This is a genomic window from Hyphomonas sp. UBA3601, from assembly GCF_002375605.1.
Lineage (GTDB): Bacteria > Pseudomonadota > Alphaproteobacteria > Caulobacterales > Hyphomonadaceae > Hyphomonas.
On sequence record NZ_DFME01000056.1, the window covers coordinates 11,845 to 15,199 of the forward strand.

Here is a 3,355-nt window from a genome sequence, read left to right on the forward strand (position 1 = left end):
AAATACTCGCCGACATGATCAACATTCAGTGACAGTTTGATCGCGTCCGTCGCCTGCCAGTCCAGTGAGACATTGGCCAGCCATTCCGGCGCCGTGTCGATCTCATTGCCGTCGCGGATGGTCTCGGTGCCGGAGCCGGTGATCCGGTCGAATGTATAGGTCTGGTTAGACCAGCTGGCCGAGCCGGACACGCTCAGGACAGGCGTCAGCTCAAATGCCGCGGAGGCTTCCACGCCCTTGTGCTCGGTCGCCCCATCCGGAACGTTCAGCCCGTCACTGTCGCGGAAGAAGAAATTGTCCTTCTCCATCCAGTAGGCCGCAACATCATATACCAGCCGACCGTTCAGCGCATTGCCCCGCGCGCCAATCTCGACGCTGTCGAGCGTCTCTTCCTTCACCTGCCCGGCCACTTGCAGGCTTTGCAGGCGGTAGAGATCAGAGGCCTGTGGCGCGCGCTCGCCGCGGGCATAGTTCGCATAAAGATCGGTCACCTCCGTTACCGACCAGATCAGGCCCAGCTTCGGCGTCAGGAGGTCAAAGTTATCGGTCCGGTCATCCGGCACATTGAACCGGCCATTGATGCCGGGCGCCACATCGGTCGAATAGTCATACTCATGCGCTTCCGCGCGCAGCCCAGCCAGCACGTGCACATCCTCACCCAGCGCAAAATCCAGCTCTCCCCAGACCGCCCCCATCAACGTGTTGACGGTGTAGTCATAGTGTTTGCCTTGCGGGAAACGCGAGTCGCCCGGAAAGAAGCCGAACGGTTCGGGCTGGATTTCAGTCAGCCAGCCGCTTGCGACATCAACATCCGCGCCCACGCGCCAGGTCAGGCTGTCGGAAGCCTCCCACTCAAAGCGCGCCATCACACCCCCACCGGTCGAGCCATTCTTCTCCACGCCACCATTCGGCAGGAAGTGCTGTGCAAAGATCATCGACTGGGTGTGCGCATACGGCGTCAGGGTCAGCGTGCCGCCGCTGAGGTTTCGAGACAGCCGCGCGCCTGCCCGCGCCGACCACGCATCGCGGTAGGCTTCCGGGTTCGGATTGGATTTGGCAATGTCCTCATCCTTGTAGGCATCCGGCCCCTGTGCAAAGCCGGCCGTTTCCTGGTTGAGGTTTGACGCGGTGAGCCATGTCGTCGTGTCCCAGTCGCCCAGCATCCAGTCGCCGACCAGTGTCAGCTTCTGCTGGTCGACGCCGGTATTGTCGCGCCAGCCGGTATCCTTTTGTAGCGACACCGCCGCCAACCAGTGCTCTCCCTCGTCCAGCGTCACATCCGTACGCCAGCGACCGAGTGTGCCATAGCTCGCGACCACCTGGCCGCCGCTGCCGACTTCCGGCAAGATGACATTGACCAGTCCGTGCACGGCGTTGGAACCGTATTTCGCACTGCCCGGCCCGCGCACGACTTCAATCCCGCTCGCCACTTCATGATGTGGCTCGAACAGACTGTTGACGTTGCCAAAAGCGGGCGAGCGCACCGGGACGCCATTCTCCATGATCAGGAAACTTCCCTGCCCGGCCCCTCCGGTCAGGACGGGTGAGCGGATTGCAACCAGATGCTCCTGCCCGGAATTCATCTGAATGTTCACACCGGGTAATTTATTCAGGATTTCCGCCGGATGATCGGCGAGGATCTCGTCGATCTCAGCAGCGTCCAGACCCGCAAGGCTCCCAGGATCGGTCTCTGTCCGATCACCCCAGACGCTCACCGGCGCCAAGCGTTCCTGTGCCAAAGAAGGCATAGCCGTTGCCATACCGCAGGCGGCCAGCAACCCAATTCGAAATCGTCTCATCTTCATATCCCGCACTCGTGCCAATCCCAGCCCTGAAGTCTAGGCCTGACCGTGCGGGAGGCGAGCGGAAAGATCAGCCACCCACACCTGCAAATAGCTGATATGGCAGCGCCCCGACCACCGCGCCAGAGAGACACGTCGCCAGCGTCCCCGCCAATAGCGTCCGCCAAGCCAGCGCCAGGAAATCATCCCGCCGCGCCGGTTCCACAATGCTCAGGCCGCCAATCAGGATGCCCATGGAGCCGAAATTCGCAAAACCGCAAATGGCGTGCGCCGTGATGATGCGCGTGCGCGGGTCCATTGCGTCCTGAGGCACTTCAGCGAGTTGCAGGAAGGCCACGAATTCGGTCAGCACCGTCTTCACGCCCATCAGCGAGCCCGATTGCGCCGCCTCGCCCATCGGCACGCCGATCATGTACATCAGCGGCGCGAAGATCCAGCCAAGGATACGCTCAATGGAGAGCGGTGCACCCGCCACATCCGGGAATGCGCCCAGCCCTGCATTGACCAGCCAGAGCAGCGCCAGCGCCGCGATCAGCATGGTCGCAATGTTCAGCACGATCTTCAGGCCGTCAGAGGCGCCCGTCGAAAAAGCATCCATCGTGGAAGAATAGCTGAAATCAGGTTCCTTCATCCGCTCGGTCGCGGGCGTCGTCTCCGGAATCAGGCAGAGCGCCACGGCCACCGCTGCCGGGGCCGCCATGATGGAGGCGGTCAGCAATTGTGCCAGCGGATTGTCCATCTTGCCTTCAAGGAACGCCCCATACACCACAAGCACACTGCCTGCGATGGTCGCAAAGCCCGCCGTCATCATGATCAGCAGCTCAGACCGGGTCATACCCTTGATGTAGGGCCGGATCAGAACCGGCGCCTCGGTCATGCCCATGAACACATTGGCCGACACGGCGAGAGACGTCGCCCCGCCAAGGCCCATCGCGCGCTGAAAGATATAGGCGAACCCGTTTGTGACCCATTGAAGGATGCGCCAGTGCCAGAGAATGGCGGACAGCGCGGCAACGACGATCACGATTGGCAGAATCTGGAAGAAGAACAGCGGCGGCGGCGACCCATCCATCAATTGCTGCGCGGCCACATTGTCACCGACATACCCGAACACAAAGCTGGTGCCGGCCCGCGTCGCATTTTGCAGGCCATCGACCACGTCATTGGCCTTGAACAGGATCGCCCGTACAAAGGGGATGCCAAACAGGATCAGCGCAAACACGAATTGCATGATCGTCGCGCCGATGATCAGCCGGAACGGAAACAGTTTCCGCTTCTCTGACAACACCCAGCACACACCATAGATCAGCAAGATGCCGAGCAGTGCCCGCGCATTATCCCAGCCCCATTCATACCCTGCGATGGAAAGCATTCGCCGCTCCCTTTCCCCAAAACTGTCACATTCAGGCTTAGCGGCGCCTTGGCCGGAGGGGAAGTATTCATGTGCGCAACTGCGTGCAACTCCCCCAGCCTGCCCATCCTTCGACTTCGCTCAGGTTGAGCGCTGCAACCTGGCAGCAGAGTGCGGACTCATCCTGAGCGAAGTCGAAGGA

General features: G+C 61.2%; 2 protein-coding genes. Both read right to left on the bottom strand.

Features of this window, described 5'->3' with window-relative positions:
• A partial coding sequence (locus B4F73_RS06405; RefSeq protein WP_290482778.1) for a TonB-dependent receptor occupies positions 1 to 1,748 on the bottom strand: 1,748 nt, incomplete at its 3' end.
• Between the two features lie 124 nt (positions 1,749 to 1,872).
• Entirely contained in the window at positions 1,873 to 3,174 is a 1,302-nt protein-coding gene (locus B4F73_RS06410) for a NupC/NupG family nucleoside CNT transporter (protein ID WP_206992507.1), read from the bottom strand.
• Positions 3,175 to 3,355 lie beyond the last annotated feature (181 nt).